Source organism: Pseudomonas sp. KB_12 (assembly GCF_052114545.1).
Lineage (GTDB): Bacteria > Pseudomonadota > Gammaproteobacteria > Pseudomonadales > Pseudomonadaceae > Aquipseudomonas > Aquipseudomonas brassicacearum.
Window position 1 is genome coordinate 68330 of sequence record NZ_JBFREY010000024.1, and the last position, 18088, is coordinate 86417.

General features: G+C 54.6%; 17 protein-coding genes and 1 tRNA gene. 7 read left to right on the forward strand and 11 right to left on the reverse strand.

Annotation, left to right across the window (positions count from 1 at the left end; translation table 11 throughout):
* Positions 1-325 precede the first annotated feature (325 nt).
* Both AB4Z20_RS19620 and AB4Z20_RS19625 read left to right on the forward strand, forming a co-directional pair.
* The gene (locus tag AB4Z20_RS19620; protein ID WP_204127082.1) at positions 326-757 is read left to right on the forward strand and encodes a hypothetical protein; all 432 of its coding nucleotides are present in this window, start codon (positions 326-328) and stop codon (positions 755-757) included.
* Positions 754-1158, forward strand: a complete 405-nt coding sequence (locus AB4Z20_RS19625) for a Rap1a/Tai family immunity protein (protein ID WP_204127083.1) — start codon at positions 754-756, stop codon at positions 1156-1158. The genes AB4Z20_RS19620 and AB4Z20_RS19625 overlap by 4 nt, the downstream gene beginning before the upstream one ends.
* Positions 1159-1419: 261 nt before the next feature.
* Here the strand turns inward: AB4Z20_RS19625 and AB4Z20_RS19630 are convergent, their stop codons facing one another.
* Complete coding sequence (locus tag AB4Z20_RS19630) at positions 1420-2040, reverse strand: recombinase family protein (protein ID WP_442090444.1); 621 nt, start codon at positions 2038-2040, stop codon at positions 1420-1422.
* A gap of 707 nt (positions 2041-2747) precedes the next feature.
* On the opposite strand from AB4Z20_RS19630, the gene AB4Z20_RS19635 reads away from it, so the two are divergent.
* Positions 2748-3065 (forward strand): hypothetical protein, encoded by a 318-nt coding sequence (locus tag AB4Z20_RS19635; RefSeq protein ID WP_442090445.1) that lies wholly within the window; start codon positions 2748-2750, stop codon positions 3063-3065.
* 478 nt (positions 3066-3543) lie between these two features.
* On the opposite strand, the gene AB4Z20_RS19640 is transcribed toward AB4Z20_RS19635, so the two are convergent.
* The 7 genes from AB4Z20_RS19640 to AB4Z20_RS19670 form a co-directional block, all read right to left on the reverse strand.
* On the reverse strand, positions 3544-4209 hold the full coding sequence (locus AB4Z20_RS19640) for a hypothetical protein (RefSeq protein WP_442090446.1): 666 nt from the start codon (positions 4207-4209) through the stop codon (positions 3544-3546).
* 455 nt (positions 4210-4664) lie between these two features.
* Positions 4665-5147, reverse strand: coding sequence for a hypothetical protein (locus AB4Z20_RS19645; RefSeq protein WP_442090447.1), 483 nt, complete (start codon positions 5145-5147; stop codon positions 4665-4667).
* A gap of 10 nt (positions 5148-5157) precedes the next feature.
* On the reverse strand, positions 5158-5619 hold the full coding sequence (locus AB4Z20_RS19650) for a hypothetical protein (protein WP_442090448.1): 462 nt from the start codon (positions 5617-5619) through the stop codon (positions 5158-5160).
* A gap of 1104 nt (positions 5620-6723) precedes the next feature.
* Positions 6724-7095 (reverse strand): hypothetical protein, encoded by a 372-nt coding sequence (locus tag AB4Z20_RS19655; RefSeq protein WP_442090449.1) that lies wholly within the window; start codon positions 7093-7095, stop codon positions 6724-6726.
* On the reverse strand, positions 7092-7364 hold the full coding sequence (locus AB4Z20_RS19660; RefSeq protein ID WP_442090450.1) for a hypothetical protein: 273 nt from the start codon (positions 7362-7364) through the stop codon (positions 7092-7094). Before AB4Z20_RS19660 ends, AB4Z20_RS19655 begins: the two co-directional genes overlap by 4 nt.
* Complete coding sequence (locus AB4Z20_RS19665; protein ID WP_442090451.1) at positions 7361-7915, reverse strand: hypothetical protein; 555 nt, start codon at positions 7913-7915, stop codon at positions 7361-7363. Before AB4Z20_RS19665 ends, AB4Z20_RS19660 begins: the two co-directional genes overlap by 4 nt.
* An 868-nt stretch (positions 7916-8783) precedes the next feature.
* Positions 8784-8873, reverse strand: a tRNA-Ser gene (locus AB4Z20_RS19670).
* Positions 8874-9181: 308 nt separating this feature from the next.
* On the opposite strand from AB4Z20_RS19670, the gene AB4Z20_RS19675 reads away from it, so the two are divergent.
* The 3 genes from AB4Z20_RS19675 (at position 9182) to AB4Z20_RS19685 (ending at position 12038) form a co-directional block, all read left to right on the forward strand.
* A complete protein-coding gene (locus AB4Z20_RS19675; protein WP_253476772.1) occupies positions 9182-9871 on the forward strand; it encodes a crotonase/enoyl-CoA hydratase family protein in 690 nt (229 codons plus the stop codon).
* Between the two features lie 338 nt (positions 9872-10209).
* Complete coding sequence (locus AB4Z20_RS19680) at positions 10210-10932, forward strand: 1-acylglycerol-3-phosphate O-acyltransferase (protein ID WP_258688992.1); 723 nt, start codon at positions 10210-10212, stop codon at positions 10930-10932.
* 134 nt (positions 10933-11066) lie between these two features.
* Positions 11067-12038 carry a magnesium and cobalt transport protein CorA gene (locus AB4Z20_RS19685; protein ID WP_214509746.1) on the forward strand — a complete coding sequence of 324 codons (972 nt, stop codon included), beginning with the start codon at positions 11067-11069 and terminating at the stop codon, positions 12036-12038.
* Positions 12039-12222: 184 nt separating this feature from the next.
* Here AB4Z20_RS19685 and AB4Z20_RS19690 read toward each other — a convergent pair whose 3' ends face one another.
* From AB4Z20_RS19690 to AB4Z20_RS19700, 3 genes are all read right to left on the reverse strand, one after another.
* The gene (locus tag AB4Z20_RS19690) at positions 12223-12957 is read right to left on the reverse strand and encodes an amidotransferase (RefSeq protein ID WP_003204170.1); all 735 of its coding nucleotides are present in this window, start codon (positions 12955-12957) and stop codon (positions 12223-12225) included.
* Between the two features lie 89 nt (positions 12958-13046).
* Positions 13047-15191, reverse strand: coding sequence for a 3-hydroxyacyl-CoA dehydrogenase NAD-binding domain-containing protein (locus AB4Z20_RS19695; protein WP_442090452.1), 2145 nt, complete (start codon positions 15189-15191; stop codon positions 13047-13049).
* A gap of 25 nt (positions 15192-15216) precedes the next feature.
* Positions 15217-16422 (reverse strand): acetyl-CoA C-acetyltransferase, encoded by a 1206-nt coding sequence (locus AB4Z20_RS19700; protein ID WP_442090453.1) that lies wholly within the window; start codon positions 16420-16422, stop codon positions 15217-15219.
* A 608-nt stretch (positions 16423-17030) separates the two neighbouring features.
* Between AB4Z20_RS19700 and AB4Z20_RS19705 the strand changes: the two genes are divergently transcribed.
* Complete coding sequence (locus tag AB4Z20_RS19705; RefSeq protein ID WP_442090454.1) at positions 17031-17843, forward strand: c-type cytochrome; 813 nt, start codon at positions 17031-17033, stop codon at positions 17841-17843.
* Positions 17844-18088 lie beyond the last annotated feature (245 nt).

Below are 18088 nucleotides of genomic sequence, written 5' to 3' on the forward strand. Positions count from 1 at the left end.
CTGGGCAGGCGGTTATTAAGCCAACAGCGTGACCGTCACGTCAACAACACTTTGAGTGTACGGCGTCACGCCCAGAGGATTGCATCACTGCAATCATCCTAAAGGCTCGACTCACCATGGCTAGACGTCATCGTAACCGTTCATCATCTCAACGCACCAAAAGTGTTTTCGTTCATGATTACCCACGCTGGCGTTTTGGGCGGTGGGAGCATGTGAGGCAGCATTTCCGTAGCCCGCCTTTCCAGTATGTACTCGATCTTTAATCGATGAAGACGAATCACCAACTTGACTCAGGTTGGTGATTCTCTGCACCAAGGAAACCAAAATGTCGGGACAACCCAGCCCACTCCTACAGTTGAAAATCGCTCACAACGAAGCGGCAAGCAAACTGGACTACTTCATTCTCGGAGTGACGTTGGCAATCTGTGCCTACCTTGCCCAAACAAACCCCTATGCTCAGCTCGGCGTCAACAAGGAAACGTTCCTGCTCGGTAGCCTGCTGGTTTTCACAGCCAGCGCGATCTGCGGTTTCAAAAGGATTGAATCAACGATTTCCGCCATGCTCTCCAATGCCACGATATTAGAAGAAAAAGACTTACATAAGAGAGAGTTAGGCTTGCTAAATCTCAGTGAAAGACGTGCACCAGTTTACTGGTACAAGGCACGGAATTACCTGTTGGCTGCTGGGCTATTCTGTTATCTCGCCACGAAGGTGTGGGACACATATCAAAGCCACGGCTGGATCACTGTCAGTTGAGCCGCATCTTACTCACCGAGGGGAAAGTCATGAAAGCAGGGATAGCGGCAGCGGTTGCACTGGTAGCAGCACTAGGGTGTGGTCAGGCCATGGCAGGAGATGGAAATGAACTACTGAGGAGCTGTAAAGAGGCTGTCCGCGACGCAGATGGCGAGCGCGACACCAGTCGCATACAAGTCGGATATTGCTACGGTCTGGTGAACGGGGTTATGAACACCATGGTAACAATGAACGATTACATGCTTCCAAAAGAAAAGACGTGCTTCCCCGAGGGCCTGATGAATCAGCAGGCAGCAAGAATAGTTGCCAAGTATTTAGAAGAGCATCCTGCTTCACTCCACCGAGACGGAGCATTCCTCGCCATGGCTGCCTTTCAAAACTCCTATAAGTGTCGAAGATAACCCGTGCGTGTTTTCCAGATTTTCATTTTCCCGCCAGAATTTTCGACCACTTGAAGGATTGATCAGCCTTCAAGGCTGGAAAATAACCGCGCTGCTCAACGGTGTGCGATGGGGGCTTACCTGATCGCCAGCTTTTCCAAAATAACCTTCCCACCAAAGGCGCAACAACATTCTCAGAGCCTCTGTATGACTCGAGCTAGCACACTGCCCCCCATACATGACAAAGCCCGCTCAAGGCGGGCTCATAGACTGTCTGAAAGACTAACTCATTGCACGCTTGATCCTATACACAGTCGCTACTCCGCAATCAGCGAGCTTAGCCACGTCGTCGGCTGAAAGGGTTGGGTTCTTGGTGATGATCGCTTGCACCTTATTCCAGAGTTCCGCGTTCTTGCCCTTCCCTGCTGGCTTCCATTCTGGGTCAGCAGCTCGCTTGTTGCTTAGTCCTTGCTTGATGCGTTCAACGCGCTTCTCCTGGTCGAGACGGGCCATGGTTGCCATGAGGTCGATCAACATGTCATTGATGACTTTCATAATCTGGCCGGTGATGCCCTTGTCTTCGACCATCATGTGACTGGTGGGCAAGTCATGCACCACGAGGCGAAGCCCTTTATCTGCAATGGTGCGTTTCAACACCTCCCAGTCAGCCATAGAAAGGCGACTCAAACGGTCTACCGACTCACACAGGAACACATCGCCACGTTCTGCCACTTCCAGCAAACGTATCAGTTCAGGGCGATTGAGCTTGGTGCCACTGATGTTCTCGGCATACACGCCTACAATGGTTAATCCCTTCTCAACAGCAAACGCCTCAAGAGACTCTTGGGCGCGGTCTGCATGTTGGTCCTTGGTACTGGCACGGAGGTAGATGTGGGCGTTCATTGATGACTATCCTTTAATCTATTTATAATATAGATCAATGATAATTTATCAGATAGCCAAACGTACATAGTTATTTGATAGACAAATCAAGCTTCAGACAGACGGCTATCGCACTACCAGACATGTCTACTTTTTTGATAGCCATTCAGGGAGGGAGCGAGAAAGCAGAAACCTTCTCGCGATGAAGCTACTTTTTCTTTTTACCGCCACTCGGTGGCTTCTTGGGTGGAGGCTTGTCCTTCTCTTTCACCGTCTCCCTAGGCCTTTTCTCTGCCTCTTCCTTGGTTACGTATTCACCAGTGACTGCATCACGGTATCTCGTTGCCATGTCAGCTCCTTAATGGCACGTCGCCACGGTAGCGACACCAACAAAGCTAGCCCAGGAAGCTTTTTCTACAAGCTGGCGGGAATAGTATTTTCTGATGAAAAAAGATGATCCCAGCGCAAAACTGCCGTTTAGTGCAGAAACCTCAGATTGAGGCGTCAGCATCGAATCCAGCTTATCCATGGAACACGAGAAACCCCGGAAACGCCGACTCTAAAGGCAGCCACCCTGAAACTCACGTTCTAACCGGGTTCACTGGTTGAAGGATTTCCACCGGATTTCCGGGTGGTTATTCGAGGTTACCGCAACGGTTTCAAGCAGAACAGTAGCCTTGCGCTACCATAAGACTGTCGAAGGCTTCGATCTTAACGAGTGTGTCGCAATGAACGAGAAGCTATTTGTACTCAACAGCCAGAAGAAGAACACCAACCACATTCTTCACCTGATACTGAGTTTAGTTACTGGAGGACTATGGATTATCGTTTGGATTATTGTTGCATCCAGCGACAGCAACCATAACAAAAAGATCGACAAGCAAATAAATCAAATATTGCAATATAAGGCTCAAGGATTCAGCGATGGTGAAACTTACCGTCGAGTGGACTCCAATGAGGCTGCACAAAAGCTTAGAAATGACCAAATATTTATACTTTCGGTGATAGCGATTGGTCTTGCCTTATTCTACTTTCTAAAATCATAAGGTTATCGTATAAAGCGTCGCTTTCGCTGAATACACCTTTCAGCTTCGCTGCATTGATCGCACCGAAAGCGTTTAGCTTTCATCTTGACTCAGCTATGGCGTGACCGCCGACTACCCTTCGGGTGTACCTCGACACAAATAAAATATAACAAAAATCCAGCTTTTTGCTTTTGACCCTGCTCTTTGCTTCGGTGCATAAACGAATGCGTTCGCATTCAGTAGTAACCCCGTCAGCGTCCGCTGACAGTTATTGCACGTCACCTTCGGTGTATCAAGATCAAAAGCGAGGAGCTTTGATGTGTATTGATATTATTGTATTTGATGGTGGGCTGATCCAGAATCGGGACGATGCGACTAACGCACTCTCAACGGTGAGATTACATTAGTGCTCACGCACTGACGCTTTCTATATCCGCGTGTAATTAATTCAGACCTACGGTCTAGGGTCGTTCGCTTCTCTCTCTTATCCGCGTGTATTTCAAGCGGTCATATCCTCCACCAGTGAGGTCCTGTACGACGCGATGAAATCAACCTCATAACGTAGAGCGTCCATAACCTCGGAATTGCCTGAAAGGTAGAGGTCAATACCGCCAATAGCGAACTTTGCCGCATTGGCAATACGTCTTGCCTGACTCTCAGAGACTGGTTCAAAGCTACGATTGCGAATTATCGACCTAACGGTCTCCGTGCTGATGATGGGCAACATACACACTCGCAGTACATCCGAAGGCGAGACATTGAGCGTTCCATTACTCGTTCCGCCTGATGTGTAGCAGGCACCATAGACAAAGTCATCCAGCCACTGCATACCCTCGGCATGAGCCACTTGAACGTAAGGTGCGAGTGTATTTACGAAGACCTTCGGCTTAGGCCCACGCTTGGCTCTCACCGCATCCAAGTCAATAACGCCGACAGGGGTTACGCTCGGTTCGAAGTCACCGACGACTACGTGAGAATCTGGATCAGCAAGGTATCGCTCCTGTATGCCATCGATAGCGGGTTGAGGTAGTTCGTAATCTTGTTGTGCAGGTGTGTACTGGGTGGCGATGTATTCACCGTAGATTTCACCAGTATCTCGATCAACTCTGAAACCATTGATATTGCTGGTATGGCATTGTTGTGGAAGGTGCAATGGGTTACTCAATTTTGTATCTCCTGTGTTCAGCTCATGTCATAGGCAAATGCCTCGTTTTGTTAGATAGGGTCAAATTTCAGGCAGCACAAAACCGGCGCCTGACATCACTCTGTGGTGGAGTCGAGAACGTTCGATGCGTACCGCTGGAAAGAGTGACCTTATACGCCTGTTGACCCTATTTTGTCAAGATACATTACATGCCGGTAGTTACACCCAATCAAACTACCGATTGAAGCCCCTGCAATGCGCTTTGAGGGTTTTCTTCTAGCGAGACGACCCAAACTGTAACTCCGCGTCTACCCACACCCATATGGCTCCGTACAGCCCGCCAGGCCCGCTCTACGGGCGATCTTGCCTCGGTAGCGAGTACGTAGCCCCTGGGCACCACTATTTTCCAACCGGCTTAGTTAGTCGCTGTTGCATGCGGGACTTTTTTTCGACTGCGCGAATGGATTTTTAAGAGGTTAAGACGAATAGCTTGTACTTACTTTGAGAAGTTTCCCAATCTTGGCGAGCGCCTTCGAATTATCCGCTGAAAGCTGAAAGATATTGAGAGGACGCTCAAAAGGTTGCTGATGCTGCGTGTAGGCGCTCAGTAGTGAGTAACTAATAAGATTCAGTTCCTGCGCTGCACTCCGTATATCAACTCTTGAGGGCAGCCTAAATATTCTCCGCGCAAGACGATAGCCTGAAATCACTTCTGCTTTTGACATAAGTTCCGCCGCGTGACCCTTGACCGCTGCAGAAACCTCTTCATCTGTCGCAACGTTCGTGATCTTTGCTTGATAACGCAGAAGAGTATTCGCAGTTTGCCCAATTGCTCCTTTGAGTTGCTGTACGGGCTCGATGACAAGCTTCAACGCGATTTGACTAACGATAAAAATAATGATGCCACCCATCATTGTGAGGACAAACGTTATCAGTTGAGCATATGCAAGTTGAGTCATATATGTCGTCTCAAGCGCCATCATTACAGTTAACCCTATGGCCGACGGAAATTAGCCCGCCCATTCCGCTGCCAAGGAGGCCGTCTCGCAACACTACGCCGTTGCGAATCATCATCCAATACACATTGTTCCCGGTGTAACCGCCATATGAGTTTTTGGCATTGATCACTGTACATACGGTATAGCCGAACACAAGCTTGCGCTGGGCGTACATGAATTCCTTACGAGGCTTACTGAAGCTCTTGAAAATCGCCGACTGGGGATCTTTGAGATTACCCTCTGCCCAGCTCTTCACTATTGATTCGTAGTTTTGCGGATATTGACCCGCATCAGCAGCCGCTAATTCTGCTGGCGTTGGGTCAACTAGCTCCGTCATACCCGCCGTAGGATTGTAGACAGCGAGCTTAGGCGGAGGGCTGGAAACGCAGCCAGCGAGGGCCATCGAGATTAGAAGCGAGGCCGTAGATTTCATTGCACAAATCCTTTTGACACTAGAGAGATGTCCAGGGTGCCAATATGCCATCCACTCGTAAAGGTCTATTTTTTATAACTACGTCGAGAGCACCGCACGGCACTTAAAGCCCCCTGACACCGAACAAAAATCCACAAGATCGACCTGGATAGGCAGCGCGTAGCTCAAAAACATCTGCAAGACGTCAGCGGCGAATGAATAAGCGTTGCTTGAAGATTGTCAGCCACAGCCTCGACGTGGGCCTGCCAGGCCTAACAGAGCGCAATCAGGTATCCACTCCCACTGGCAGCGTAGGTTATTCCGCGCTGCCGTGGTGTATCATCGGGACTGTTAGACGGATGAGATGGGGTGATGATTTTGGGCACGGAGCGTAATCTAGGATGGTGGTCGAAACTCAGTATTGGCGCGGCAGTTGGAGCGGTCATAGTCGAGAAGTCGGTTGACTGGCTGTTCAATACATCTCTGTTTTCGGAGTCGCGGAACGCGCTTAAAGGACTCTGGTTCTGGCTTCTAAGTGACCTGCCCATGCCTACGGGACTGGTGATAGGTCCACTTGTCCTTTGCTTATTTCTGCTGGGGTTGAGCAGCTATTACCTCCGATCTTACAACAGAGCAATGGACGAACTGGAAGCACTGCGTAACCCGCCTCGACCCCGACTTAATAACGCGGAGCATGACGTTATTATGACGGTAGCGGAGTTCTGGAACAGCGAGCGCTCCCCTAATGAGCGCGACGTCCGCTCCCATTTGAATATGACCCCTCTGGCTGTCCATGCTGCGTTAGACGGACTTGTATCATGGAAGCTAGTCGAACCATCAGGCAACCGCTGGGATGGTTTCGCCATTGGTCTTACGCCAAAAGGCCGAACCTATGTTCAACACCCAGAGAGCATAGCCAGACGCAATCGGAAACTAGGTTGATCAACTACGAGGTAGGCGCCGCCGAATCTTGAGCTAATTCGGCGGCGAGGGCGGACATCATCTTGAGTTTTGCTACGAAATCTTTGAGATAGCTCAACGTTTCCTTGTAATTTGCTTTAGGCATCCGACATTTCGCCATTCGACATAATGCAGCTTATGCTCCGCAAGCTTGTGCACGAAAACTCATCGGCTGACCCCTTCACGCAGATTCATACGGCGGGCGTAAAGACCACCAACAATGGCCTTGAACGTTTTAAGGCCCCAGCCGTGATATACAACCTCCACACCAGAGAGATAGCGTGTGTGAGAGTTGATGTATTCATTAAGAAAACTCAGAGCATTACGGCTGCCCTGTACGGTGATAATGGTTGTATTGCCATCAACAGCGAACCAATGGTGGGCAAAATCGGTAGTGTTTCCGCTGCGACGTTGCACAAATGCATGAGCAAGACCCAAGAAGGCTGAAACACTTGCGGGATTTGTAACTCTGTAAACGGCGTAGTATTGTTGCGGGGATTTATGCATCCCTTGAGGCGGTACAGCAGTTGCTATCATTGTTTTCCTTTATTCTTCTGGGCTTGTTTTGCCGCTTCAACTAACTTGCGAGCACGCATCTCCACTTCCATCATCTCTGCAAGCTCCTCTATAGCCATACCAGACGCTTTAGCAGCTTCCTTATGCACTGGTAGCGCCTCGACCACTACAGGGACTTTCGGAGCCTCTGGAGAGCTTAGGGCAATAAGTGTTTCGGGACAGTGTTTCTGTCTAAGTAGCAACTCCGTACCTGACAATGTTGCTGGATCGATCAGAGTCTTATTAGTCATTTCGCACTTCCATCAGCATTCAGCTTGCCCGACTCAATCAGTTGCTCACGAAGCTTTGCACGAGAGACGGCAAGCTCTTCACGCACTGTTTGCTCACGCCTCAAGCGTTGCTGCTCTTCCGCCTGTAGGCGATCACGCTCATCCTTAGCCAGAGACATTGCTACTTGACGATCTACTTCCGTACTCAACGCTGCTTCAAGTTCGGCCTCGTAATTTGCTCTAACTTTCTTACACAGCTTGGCAAGGTCTTTCTCTTGATCTCGCTCAGGCTTTTTCAGATACAGAGTAATGAATGAGGCATGAGGACTTTCAACTAGCGTTGCAGTGGGTAGACCAGCCATCGGTTCAAGGGGCGTCCAGCAGGCTGCACGGTGCTGGTGATACAGTTCGAGCGCCTCAACCAACGTTCCAGGTGTGAACTCGACGATTGCACCGAGAATATTAGCGAAGGGCTTTTCAATTCGGCTTTCGTAAAATACTTTTTCATTCTGGCAGCGTGATCGGTATTCCGTTTCGGAAAATACAAATTGCATTGGTGTTTGTGTACTCATGGTGTTGTTTCCTTCTGTTTTTATGGTTGGTTGTGTTGCTGTGGGTGTTGTACTTTGTTGCTTGACCGCTCTACATGCTCGTTGTCGGCATGCACTTGAGCAATTCTTGCTGCGTACTGTTCGACTGGCGTAACGAACACCGCAAGTTTCACAATATTGATAAATCAAGGCCATAAGCGGCCACCTCCTGAATTAGAGTTGTCATAGATATAACGTTTATTATCTGTATGTCACAGATAGGATTGAAGGCAAAAAAATAACCGGAACGATGTCCGGCTAATGAATGCACAAGGCTTTCGAAGTTACATGAGTTGTATCGCGAATTTGGTTCGAGGGCGCGGAGGATCTAACCCTACACCCTCTACAGGAATCGACCACAGCCCTGTTGAACTGTTTGTGAGGACTCTCAACCTCTGGTCTACGAGTGTGCGGCCACCATTACCAGACTCGCGACTGGTCGAAGGCTTTGAGGAAACCTTGGCCTACAGCGAACGGAACTCAGTCAGTAGCCGGTTCCGTTTGATGTTCTGAGTCGGAAGGTGTTACGAAGTGCAAAGCTCAATCGCAAAATAAATCTTGACCTTACATACAGAGAATACCACAGAATATGTCAATTGTCAATACACACAGCAACCAAAAATGCAAGATATTTCTGAATAAGCCGACAAATGGTACATCTAGGCCCAGAGGGCTTCGAATAGAGAAACAGACAAGTGGTATAGGGGTTACGCGTGGAGAATGCTCAAATCGTCAGGAAACCGATTAGAGACCACACAGAAGACAAACGAGAGGGAGTAGTACATTTGAGTAGTACAAACGAAAAACCCCGTGAACTCTAAGTAACTGAATTCACAGGGCTTTCTAAATGTGGCGGTGAAGGAGAGATTCGAACTCTCGATACAGTTTCCTGTATACACACTTTCCAGGCGTGCTCCTTAAGCCACTCGGACACTTCACCGTATCTCGGCAAACTGTTCAGTCTGTCGAGGCGCGCTAATGTAGTCGAAAGCTTTTCCGATGGCAAAGGTTTTTTTCAGAATTTTCATGCGGTTAAGCTTGGTCGGGCATTTCAAACACGCCTGGGCATGGCAAACCGGCCAATCTTCGGGGTTATGCAGGCGCTGCTCAATAGATGAAGGCGAAGCAGGATGGGCGGGCCAGGCTGTTTGCAGAGCCTGAGGCTGACCGGTGAGTCAGTCACGGCGCTTTACCTGACCTGCGGCGGTGGGTAACGTCTGCGTCACTTCTCTTACAAGGAATAGCGTCATGAGCGACTTGATTGCCTACCATCTCGACGACGGTATCGCGACCCTGACCTTGAACAACGGCAAGGTCAATGCCATCTCGCCAGATGTGATTGCCGCGTTCAACGCTGCGCTGGACCAGGCGACGGCGGATCGGGCGGTGGTGATCATTACCGGGCAACCGGGGATTTTGTCGGGCGGTTACGATCTGAAGGTAATGACCGCCGGTCCCAAGGAAGCGGTGAGCCTGGTCACAGCTGGCTCGACCCTGGCCCGTCGCCTGTTGTCGCACCCCTTCCCTGTCGTTGTCGCTTGCCCGGGGCATGCGGTGGCCAAGGGTGCGTTCCTGCTGCTCTCGGCGGACTACCGCATTGGCGTGGAAGGGCCGTTCAGCATCGGGCTGAACGAAGTGCAGATCGGCATGACCATGCACCACGCCGGTATCGAGCTGGCCCGTGATCGCCTGCGCAAGTCGGCGTTCCATCGCTCGGTAATCAATGCCGAGATGTTCAATCCGCAGGGTGCTGTGGATGCCGGCTTCCTCGACAAGGTGGTGTCGGCCGAAGAACTGCAGGGCGCGGCCCTGGAAGCGGCGCGTCAGTTGAAGAAGATCAACATGTCCGCCCACAAGAACACCAAGCTGAAAGTGCGCAAGGCTCTGCTGGAAACGCTGGACAGTGCGATTCTCCTGGATCAGGAGCATATGGGCTGAGGCTTGTAGGAGCTGTCGAGCGGAGCGAGGCTGCGATCTTTTGATCCTTCGCTCCGGACTCAATTGGTAATGGAAAGATCGCAGCCTCGCTCCGCTCGTCAGCTCCTACGGGCCCACCGAGAGCAATGCTCCCTCTCTACAGGTGCAGCCCTCCCCTAGCGCCGGGATTTTTCCTACGTGCGTCGTTTAAAAGTCCGCAACCGCTCTAGGCCGCTTCTGTCGCCTTATTTCGCAACATGCGCTTAAACATCGTCCATTTCCTACATCTATAGGGCCAATTGCCGAAAACAGTGCACATCCGTACACTGCGCCACCTTTTGTCCCGATGGGGCCTGTAGATGCTGTTTGTATTGCGTATGTTGTTGATGGGCCTGCATTTTGTATTGGCTGGCGTGCTCGGGGTGATTGTGGGCCTGTGCCGGCCGTTCAACCCGGACAACAGCCGTTTATGCGCAAGGTTGTACGCGTTGCCAGCGATGTGCATTTTGCGCCTGCGGGTCCGGACGCAAGTCGACACGCTGGTGAACAAGCCCAATGGCTGCGTCATCATCGCCAACCACCAATCCAACTATGACCTGTTCATGTTCGGCAACGTGGTGCCGCGCCGTACCGTGTGCATCGGCAAGAAGAGCCTGAAATGGGTGCCGCTGTTCGGGCAATTGTTCTGGCTGGCGGGCAACGTGTTGATCGACCGCGGCAACGCGATCAAGGCCCGAAAGTCGATGCTGACCACCACCCATACGTTGCAGCACGAGGACACCTCGATCTGGGTTTTTCCGGAAGGCACGCGCAATCTGGGCGAAGACCTGCTGCCATTCAAGAAAGGCGCCTTCCAGATGGCAATAGCCGCCGGAGTGCCGATTGTTCCGGTATGCGTGAGCAGCTACATCAAGCACATGCGCCTCAATCGCTGGCGCAGCGGTGACATCCTCATACGTTCATTGCCGGCGATTCCTACGGCCGGATTGAGTATGGATGACATGCCCCGGCTCATTGCCCAATGCCGTGAACAGATGCGCGAGTGCATCGCGACAATGGACCGGCAGCTGCAAACCGCCTGAATGGAAACCCGCCCCCTCGGCGGGTTTTCTTTTGCCGCCGAACTCCGCAGATTTTGCTGACTCTCAAGCTACAGGGCGCGTTAAGCTGGACGCTGCCTGCCACTGCCATTTTCAATAAGAAGTGAACCACCATTATGGGTAGAGTCGTTGCTGCTGCGGTCTACAGCGCCGGTAAGAAAGTCACCAATATCACCCTCGACGAAGGCAGCGCCTGGGCTGCCAAACCTGGTCATTTTGTATGGATCGGTCTCGAAGAGCCCAGCGCCCTGGAGCTGACCAACCTGCAGCGTCAATTCAACCTGCACGAACTGGCGATCGAAGACGCCATGGAGAAACACAGCCGTCCCAAGTTGGAGACCTTTGGCGATGCGCTGTTTATCGTCACGTATTCGCCGATACGCAAGGACGGCAAGCTGCAGTTCATCGAAACCCATATCTTTGCCGGCAAGGGCTACATCATCACGGCTCGCAACGGCCATTCCGCGTCCTACGCCCACGTCCGGCAGCGCTGTGAGGCGCGTCCGCTTTTGCTGAAACACGGGGAAGATTTCGTTCTCTACGCCATCCTTGATTTCGTGATTGAAAACTACCAGCCAATGGGTGAAGCCATTCACGCCGAAATCGATGAGCTGGAACACAATGTCATGTGCAGCTCCCTGAACGAACGGGACATCCAGAACCTGCACAGCTTGCGCCGCGACGTATTGCGCCTGCGCCGTTATGCGGCGCCAATGGTGGAGATCAGTGAAGAGTTGCAGCGACTGGACTTCCCCTTCATCGACAAGAACATGAGCCCGTATTTCCGCGACGTGCAGATTCATGTCACGCGGCAAATGGAAGACCTGACGACCCTGGCCGACATCGCCAGCCAGACCATCGAAGTCGGCGTGTTGCTCGAAGCGTCGCGCCAGAGCGTGGTGCAGCGCAAGTTTGCAGCTTGGGCGGCGATCCTGGCGTTTCCCACGGCTGTGGCCGGGATCTATGGGATGAACTTCCAGGACATGCCGGAGCTGAGTTGGCAATACGGCTATTTCGCGGTGCTGGGGGTTATTGCGGTGGGCTGCTCGTCGCTGTGGTGGAGCTTCAAGCGATCGGGTTGGTTGTAGGCGAACAGTGGAATTTGTGTGGGATTCATCGCGAGCAAGCTCGCTCCCACAGGGGATTTGCGTCGTACACAGATCCAGTGTGGGAGTGAGCTTGCTCGCGATAGCGGTGGATCAGTTGGCCTGATGCTGGATGTGCCGCCGTCATCGCGAGCAAGCTCGCTCCCACATTAGAGAGTGGTGATCTTTAGCCTTGGGTGGCTTCGGCCTGCGGCTTGTGAGCGACGAAACGCATCATCCACTCCGCCACCGTGGTGCCGTGGTGCTCGTGGGCAAGGCTCGCCACGCCCTGGCTATAGATCTGCTCGCCGAGGTGCTGCTGGCGAATCTCCAGCAAGGCCCGGGAATAATCGTGGATGAACTCTGGGTGACCCTGGAAGCACAGCACCTGGTCGTTGATGTGGTAGGCGGCAAACGGGCAGAAATCGCTGGAAGCGATGACCGTCGCGCTTTCGGGCAATTCGGTGACCTGGTCCTGATGGCTGATCAGCAAGGTCAGTTCTTCCATCACCGGGCTCATCCAAGGTGCCTTGGCGGCGAGTTTGTAGCGATGGGTGCCGACACCCCAGCCTTGGGTGGCACGCTCGGTCTTGCCGCCCAGCAACAACGCCAACAGTTGGTGACCAAAGCACACACCGAGCAATTTATCGCCGCGCTGGTAACGCTCCAACAGGTAAGTCTTGAGGGTTTGAATCCAAGGGTCGGTGCCGAAGGAGTCAGCCTTGCTGCCGGTCACCAGATAAGCGTCGAACTGCTCGTCATCGCTGGGGTAATGCCCCTCCATCACGTTGTACACAACAAATTCGGCCGCAATGGGCTGCTGCGAAAACAGGCGCTGGAACATCTGCCCGTAACCCTGATATTGGTCGACCAGTTCCGGACGCAGGATATCGGTTTCCAGAATGCAGATGCGTAGCGACATAAAAAATACCTGACACGATGATGGGAATATTGCACACCCCAGAGCCTGCCCTGAAACACGGTCCCAAGGCAAGCCCCTTCCCGGGTCTGTCAGAACAGTTCGTGGCGGGCGGCTTTCTCCAGCAACAAGGCCGGCGGTGAGAAGCGCTCGCCATATTGCTCGGCCAGATACTGGGCGCGACCGACAAAGTCTTGCAGGCCGTATTGATTGATAAACTGCAGCGCACCACCGGTCCAGGCGGCGAAACCGATGCCGAAGATCGAGCCGACGTTGGCGTCGGCCGTCGAAGTCAGCACTCCCTCCTCCATGCAGCGCACGGTTTCCAGGGCCTGGATGAACAGCAGGCGATCGCGGATATCCTGCGGGGAAATCTGCCCGTCGGCTTTCTCGAAGCGGCTTTTGAGCGCCGGCCACAGGTACTTTTGCCCATCGGCCGGGTATTCATAGAAACCGGCACCGGCGGCCTTGCCCGGTCGCTTGTATTCGTTGAGCAGCAAGTCGATCACGGCGAACGCCGGGTGCTCAATCGGCGCTTTCTCTTCTGCGCGCAGGTCCTTGGCAGTTTGCGCGCGGATATGGCTCATCAGGCTGAGGGAAACTTCGTCAGAGATCGCCAGAGGCCCGACCGGCATCCCGGCCTTGCGCGCTTCGGTCTCGATCATCGGCGCACTCACGCCCTCGCCGAGCATGGCGATGCCCTCGTTGGTAAAGGTGCCGAACACCCGCGACGTAAAGAAGCCGCGACTGTCGTTGACCACAATCGGCGTCTTGTTGATCTGCAGGACAAAATCGAACCCCCGGGCCAGGGTCGCGTCACCGGTGCGTGCGCCCTTGATGATCTCCACCAAAGGCATTTTCTCCACCGGGCTGAAGAAGTGCAGGCCGATGAACTTCGTCGGGTCTGGCACAGCCATGGCCAGGCCGGTGATGGGCAAGGTCGAGGTGTTGGAAGCGATCACCGCATCCTCGCCCACCACCGCCTGGGCGGCGGCCGACACACTGGCTTTCAGGGCGCGATCTTCAAACACCGCTTCGATGATCAGGTCGCAGCCGGCCAGGTCGGCGTTGCTGTCGGTGGGGTGAATCCGCGCCAGCGTGGCTTCGCGTTGCTCGGCGGTGAGTTGACCGCGTGCGACCTTTTTATCCAGCAACGCCGCCGAACGGGCCTTGCCCTTCTCGGCCGCCGCCAGATCGACATCCTTGAGTACCACTGCGATGCCGGCCACGGCGCTGACATAGGCGATACCCGCCCCCATCATGCCCGCGCCGAGCACGCCGACTTTTTTCGTCAGATAAGGCGCAAAACCCTGTGGGCGGGAACCACCGTCCTTGATCTCGTTGAGCTGGAACCAGAAGGTGCCGATCAGGTTCTTCGCCACCTGGCCGGTGGTCAGTTCGGTGAAGTAACGGGTTTCGATCAGGTGCGCGGTGTCGAAATCAACCTGGGCGCCCTCCACCGCTGCGCAGAGGATTTTCTCCGGTGCTGGCAGGCAACCCTGGGTCTTGTTGCGCAGGATCGAAGGGGCAATTGCCAGCATTTGCGCAACTTTCGGGTCAGACGGCGTGCCGCCCGGCAGTCGATAGCCCTTTGCATCCCAGGGTTGGATGACGCTGGGGTTGGCAAGAATCCAGGCCCGGGACTTGGCCAGCAGCTCGTCACGATCCTTCGCCAGCTCATCGATCAAACCGGCCTGCAGCGCTTGTTGCGCATTGACCTTCTTGCCCTCGAGCAGATACGGCAAGGCCTTTTCCAAACCGAGCAGGCGCACCATCCGCACTACCCCGCCGCCACCCGGCAACAGGCCAAGCGTGACCTCCGGCAAGCCGAGCTGCAGCGACGGCAGGTCCAGGGCCACGCGATGATGGCAGGCCAGGCAGATTTCCCAACCACCGCCGAGGGCCGCGCCATTGATGGCCGCCACCACGGGTTTGCCCAGGGTCTCCAAGGCTCGCAGTTGCGCTTTAAGCAGCAGGACCATGTCGTAGAAAGCCTTGGCCTCGGGCTTGCCGACCTTGATCAATTCGTTGAGGTCACCGCCTGCGAAGAAGGTGTGCTTGGCCGAGGTGATGATCACACCGGCAATCGAGTCCTTTTCAGCCTGCAAACGGGCGACGCAGGCGGCCATGGCCTCACGGTACACCGCGTTCATGGTGTTGGCGCTCTGGCCCGGCATGTCCAGGGTCAGGACGACGATCCGGTCCTGGCCGGTTTCGTAACGAATGGCATCGCTCATGAAAAAGTGTTCCTTGAAGTCGGGCTCAGAGGCGTTCAATGACGGTGGCAATGCCCATGCCGCCGCCGACACAGAGGGTCGCCAGGCCATAGCGCAGGCGACGCACCTCCAATTCGTCGAGCAACGTGCCAAGGATTGCGCACCCCGTGGCGCCCAAGGGGTGCCCCATGGCGATGGAGCCGCCGTTGACGTTGACCTTGGCGGGGTCGATGGCCATGTCCTTGATGAACTTGAGCACCACCGAGGCGAAGGCTTCGTTGACTTCGAACAGGTCGATGTCCTCCACCCGCAACCCGGCCTTGGCCAGGGCCTTGCGGGTAGCCGGCGCCGGGCCGGTAAGCATGATGGTCGGGTCGGTACTGGTGACAGCGGTGGCGACGATCCGCGCCCGGGGCTGCAGGCCCATGGCGCGCCCCTTGGCTTCGGAACCGATCAACATCAGTGCCGCGCCGTCGACGATGCCGGAACTGTTGCCCGGTGTGTGCACGTGATGGATTCGTTCGACATGACTGTAGACACGCAGCGCTGTGCCATCGAAGCCCATCTGGCCCATGGCCTCGAAGCTTGGCTTGAGCTTGCCCAGGCCGTCGAGCGTGGAGTCGGCGCGGATGAATTCGTCGTGGTCCAGCAGCACGATGCCATTCTGGTCCCGCACAGCGACCAGGGATTTATTGAACGAACCGTCACCCCGGGCGCGTGCCGCTTTTTGCTGGGAATGCAGCGCATAACCGTCGACATCCTCACGGGTAAAGCCTTCCAGCGTGGCGATCAGGTCGGCGCCGATGCCCTGGGGAACGAAGTGACCGTGCAGGTTGGATTGCGGGTCCAACGCCCACGCACCGCCATCGCTGCCCATGGGCACCCGGGACATGGATTCGACGCCGCCGGCCACCACCAGGTCTTCGAAGCCGGAACGCACTTTCATGGCCGCCAGGTTCACCGCTTCCAGGCCCGAGGCGCAAAACCGATTGAGTTGCACACCGGCCACGCTGACATCCCAATTGGCCACCAGCGCCGCGGTCTTGGCGATATCGGCCCCTTGTTCACCCACCGGGGTCACGCAACCGAGCACGATGTCATCGACCTGGCTGGTGTCCAGATCCATGCGCTGCTGCAAGGCGCTGAGCAGGCCGCCCATCAGGTTCACCGGCTTGACGCTGTGCAAGGTGCCATCGGCCTTGCCCTTGCCGCGGGGCGTGCGTAATGCGTCGAAAATCAAAGCTTGGGTCATGACGTCCTCGAAACCACGGGGTAATGCGATGCCTTCAACCATAAGCCCAGCGGCGCCGGATTCAATGACCACAGCGCTCAATGGCGTTGACGGCCACGCTCAGACGAACGGTAGCGAGCTATCGGGTTAACCGATTCAGGAGGGCAAGCTGTCTAGCAAAAGGGCCGGCAGGAAGGTGGCAATAGGCCTCATACCTTTTTTAGAGCAACCTGTACCAAGCTGATATGAATTGGATCTAAGCCAAGGCCGCCGCGGCCCCTAATGTAATCCTTGTACAAGAAAGTCGTCGGGTTTTGCCGAGGCGCTTGTCGAACAGGAAGTGCAACGCCAGCCGCCATGGATATGCAGGCTGGCTTCTAGGAAATAACAATAAAGGCGGGTCAGCCATGTTCAAACATTCGAAAGTTCGCCAAGCCGGACTCATTCTCTTTGCCACGACGCTGCTGTTGATTTTGCCGAATATCACCAAGGTGATTGGCTGAATCCTGCGCGAGGGCATCTGCATCATCCATTAGTTGTGTCGCCAAAAAATGTGACGGGTTCTCTGTTCGAGCCGCGATGGCTGTGCCAACCTTTGCGGCCCCCCCTCGACATGGAAGGCGATCGACTTGAAAGCTCTTATTGTGTTCGGGGCGTTGCTGCTCAGCACGCCCCTTTATGCCGCGCAACTGGTGCTGGAGTTGGGCGCGGGCACGCGCACCTGGCAAACCGAAGAACTGCTCAAGCACCCGGACGCTCAAACGGTCCAGATCGCTGATGACGCTTCCTACAAGAAACCGATGAGCTATCGAGCCGTGCCGCTGACGGCACTATTGACGGGCGTCCAAGCGGACGACCACCTGCAAGCCGTGGCCCTGGACGGCTTCGCTGCCGAAATGCCTGCGGCACCGTTACTCAACAAGAGTGGGGCCCGGGCCTGGCTGGCGATCGAGGACCCGGCCAAGCCATGGCCGTCGCTGGGGGAAGGCAAGCACAGCGCCGGGCCTTTCTACCTGGTCTGGACCGATCCGCAGGCTGGCCATATAAGCCCGGAGCAATGGCCCTACGCGGTGGCGACTATCAAGCGCCTGTCGGCCGTGGCCGAACGCTTCCCCGCCCTGCTGCCGGCGCCCAGCCTGGCCAAGGACGACCCGGTCAATAAAGGTTTCGAACTGTTCCAGAAAAACTGCCTGGCGTGCCATCGGCTCAATGGCGCGGGTGATGCGCAGTTCGGCCCGGACCTGAACATCCCTTTCAACCCGACCGAATACTTCTCCGGGGATTTCCTCAAGCGCTACATTCGCGACCCGCAAGCGCTGCGTCACTGGCCCCAGGGCAAGATGCCCGGGTTCTCGGCTGCGGTACTGCCGGATTCGGAGCTGGATTTGCTGGTGGGTTATTTGAAGCATATGGCGGGACGCAAGCAGCCATTGGCCCCGTGAGATAGCTTTTTTTGTGGCGAGGGAGCTTGCTCCCACTGGGCTGCGCAGCAGCCCCTTAATAAAGCTTGCGAGCGCTTCGCACTCGAGCGGGAGCAAGCTCTCATCAAACAAAATCCATCCCCTTGTTCTTTAAGCTTTTTTAAGCCGCAACCAATCGGACACCCAGCTTTGTAGCCTTGCGCTGCAAAGCTCTAAGCTGACGATCACGGCTTTTAGCCTCGTACTCATCCATATCCTGCGCCACG

Coding starts and splice junctions, on each gene's coding strand:
- AB4Z20_RS19685 (WP_214509746.1), top strand. CDS start 11,067: ATGGGTAGAGTCGTTGCTGCTGCGGTCTACAGCGCCGGTAAGAAAGTC.
- AB4Z20_RS19680 (WP_258688992.1), top strand. CDS start 10,210: ATGCTGTTTGTATTGCGTATGTTGTTGATGGGCCTGCATTTTGTATTG.
- AB4Z20_RS19650 (WP_442090448.1), bottom strand. CDS start 5,619: ATGAAATCTACGGCCTCGCTTCTAATCTCGATGGCCCTCGCTGGCTGC.
- AB4Z20_RS19655 (WP_442090449.1), bottom strand. CDS start 7,095: ATGATAGCAACTGCTGTACCGCCTCAAGGGATGCATAAATCCCCGCAA.
- AB4Z20_RS19620 (WP_204127082.1), top strand. CDS start 326: ATGTCGGGACAACCCAGCCCACTCCTACAGTTGAAAATCGCTCACAAC.
- AB4Z20_RS19645 (WP_442090447.1), bottom strand. CDS start 5,147: ATGACTCAACTTGCATATGCTCAACTGATAACGTTTGTCCTCACAATG.
- AB4Z20_RS19675 (WP_253476772.1), top strand. CDS start 9,182: ATGAGCGACTTGATTGCCTACCATCTCGACGACGGTATCGCGACCCTG.
- AB4Z20_RS19660 (WP_442090450.1), bottom strand. CDS start 7,364: ATGACTAATAAGACTCTGATCGATCCAGCAACATTGTCAGGTACGGAG.
- AB4Z20_RS19690 (WP_003204170.1), bottom strand. CDS start 12,957: ATGTCGCTACGCATCTGCATTCTGGAAACCGATATCCTGCGTCCGGAA.
- AB4Z20_RS19700 (WP_442090453.1), bottom strand. CDS start 16,422: ATGACCCAAGCTTTGATTTTCGACGCATTACGCACGCCCCGCGGCAAG.
- AB4Z20_RS19695 (WP_442090452.1), bottom strand. CDS start 15,191: ATGAGCGATGCCATTCGTTACGAAACCGGCCAGGACCGGATCGTCGTC.
- AB4Z20_RS19630 (WP_442090444.1), bottom strand. CDS start 2,040: ATGAACGCCCACATCTACCTCCGTGCCAGTACCAAGGACCAACATGCA.
- AB4Z20_RS19635 (WP_442090445.1), top strand. CDS start 2,748: ATGAACGAGAAGCTATTTGTACTCAACAGCCAGAAGAAGAACACCAAC.
- AB4Z20_RS19665 (WP_442090451.1), bottom strand. CDS start 7,915: ATGAGTACACAAACACCAATGCAATTTGTATTTTCCGAAACGGAATAC.